General features: G+C 56.6%; 2 protein-coding genes. One reads left to right on the forward strand and one right to left on the reverse strand.

Annotated elements, in window-relative coordinates; all coding sequences use genetic code 11:
- Window positions 1-255: 255 nt before the first annotated feature.
- A complete protein-coding gene (locus BN874_RS08430) occupies window positions 256-1,830 on the reverse strand; it encodes a DNA cytosine methyltransferase (RefSeq protein ID WP_081756248.1) in 1,575 nt (524 codons plus the stop codon).
- Between the two features lie 154 nt (window positions 1,831-1,984).
- On the opposite strand from BN874_RS08430, the gene BN874_RS08435 reads away from it, so the two are divergent.
- The coding region (locus BN874_RS08435) for a PfkB family carbohydrate kinase (RefSeq protein WP_034432060.1) at window positions 1,985-2,198 on the forward strand (214 nt) is incomplete at its 3' end.

Raw genomic sequence — 2,198 nt, forward strand, 5'->3', positions numbered from 1 at the left:
GTTGATCTGATTCATGATGTTCATCTCCTTGGTGAGAAAGACAATATTTTACCACAATTTCAATAAGTTATATTTTTTGTCATGTACAAAGTAAATCTATAGAGAAATGGTATAAATTTTTCTTTCTATGAAGGTAAGTCGCTCCATATGCCAGAAAAATTTTTTCCTGATATAAAGCTTCTTTCCTACCACCGGGAGCATATTTTTCAGAAATGATGATCTTGGCAATTGATCATATTAAAGCATAGGCAAGGTTTACAGGCTGGCCGCTTCACGCACCGTCAAACTGCGGCATTGAGCCGAATCATGGTGAATGAAATAGTGGCCGTCTTTCGCGATATGGCTCATCACGGTGGTAGCGGGCTGATCCGCCACCTGCACCCGAAACCGGTCCTCGAAATGGCCCGACGCCCAGTTCCGGTGTTGAGGCGCCATCGCGGAGGGAAACTGAGCCGCCTTGGGTGAAACGCCTTTCAGCCCCGCGTACACGGCGCAGAACAAATAGCGACCCAGATCCTCGGGCATGTGGGCGCGGGTTTCGTGGTTCAACACCAGCGGTGGATCCAGGCCGTGATACCAGGCTGCCAATCCAGCAAGCGGTGCTTCCATATTCTTGTCGCTTTCTGAATGCCGAACCGCCACGCTGCGTCCACCCTGCGGCAGATTCGAGCCGGTGACCTGTCGGGCGGCTTGCTCAAACGCAGAACGCAGTTCCGAGTCTTTGATCATCGCTGAAAACTGGTCGAACAGAGCCAACAATGTTTCCCGCCGGTCGCCTGCCGGGTACGCAGACCGGAGCCAGGACAGCCCACTGTGCAGTGGCGGCAAATCAGCCAGCACTGGGCGGACAGTGACATTAGAATCGGTCAGCGGGCAAAGGCATGGGAACACACCGCCCTGCCGGTCGAACTGGTTGGCCAAGTCTTCGCGCAACCCAAACAGAATCACCCGGTGCCGATTCTGAGGGATGCCATAGCGCTCCGTCTGAACGATGAATCGTTCGGGCTGGATCGATGCGGGATCCTGTCCATGCCGAAACGAACTGCCGTCAACCAGCGAATAAATTCGATAATGCGGATGTCGTCGCCGCTTATCCTGTCCATAAGCCTCGACCGGACTGGCCAAATCTCGAAGAATACGCGGAAACAGCCGCCGTCCGGCGATCCGCGATGACAGAATGCCCTTGACGTTTTCCATCACGAACGCCACAGGATGGTGGTTGCTCAACAGCTCCAGATAAACACGGTACAGAAAGTGTCGGTGATCCAGCGCGGGCCGATAGCCGTCAATACCGGCATTGCGAACCCGCCCTACTGAGGAATAAGCCTGACAGGGCGGGCCGCCGATCAGCACCAGCGGCTTATCCGCGTTCGTCTGCGCCCGATGGATCAGGGTTTTTAGCGCTGAACCGGTATCCGGCTCGCCCAAGGTGCGTTCCAGCGTCTCTTCTTCAGCCTGCTGCCAAGCGACTCGGGCCAGATCGCTGTCCGGTGTCACCGGCGTTTTCTGCTCACCGCGCACGTAAGCGTAATAGCCGGCCAAGGCGTCCGGATCGCCAGCCTGCGCCAACCGACGGTAGAAGCTGCGCAGCCGCGGCGTCCGACAGGCTGAGGGTTCCTTCTCGACCGAAGCGATGATCTGGAATGGACGCTGGCCTGGACGGGACTCAAAAGTCGCAAACCCTTCACCCAAACCACCGCAGCCGGCGAACAAATCCACCAGCAAAATTGGGATGTCGATGATCGGGTTCGTGCCGCAGATTTGCGGCGCGGGCATGGAATGCTCTTCTGCGACCGCAGGCGACCCCAGGGCAGCGATGGGGATTTTCATGGAACAGGCGCTTTTGGAAATCGGAGGGAGTGTGTTTGGATCAATATTCAACCAGGGCGCGAGCTTTAAAAGTTTGACAGATTGCGCATCGCGTCAGGTTACATTTTTCGTCATGCTATCATGCCACCTTTGCAAAACCGCCCGAAATCTACCCATGAAATCGCACATTCCCCGTTTCGAGCAGGCCCGGATTCTGATTGCCGGCGACGTCATGCTGGACCGCTATTGGCACGGTCCCAGTTCGCGCATCTCGCCGGAAGCGCCGGTGCCGATAGTCAAGGTCGAAGAGGTCGAGGAACGGCCCGGCGGCGCGGCCAACGTGGCGGTCAACATCGCCACGCTCGGCGGTCAGGTCCGGGTGCTGGGCG

Source organism: Candidatus Contendobacter odensis Run_B_J11 (genome assembly GCF_000531125.1).
Lineage (GTDB): Bacteria > Pseudomonadota > Gammaproteobacteria > Competibacterales > Competibacteraceae > Contendibacter > Contendibacter odensensis.

Bases quoted from the DNA above. Each gene is read 5' to 3' on its own strand.
- BN874_RS08430 (WP_081756248.1), bottom strand. From the start codon at position 1,830: ATGAAAATCCCCATCGCTGCCCTGGGGTCGCCTGCGGTCGCAGAAGAG.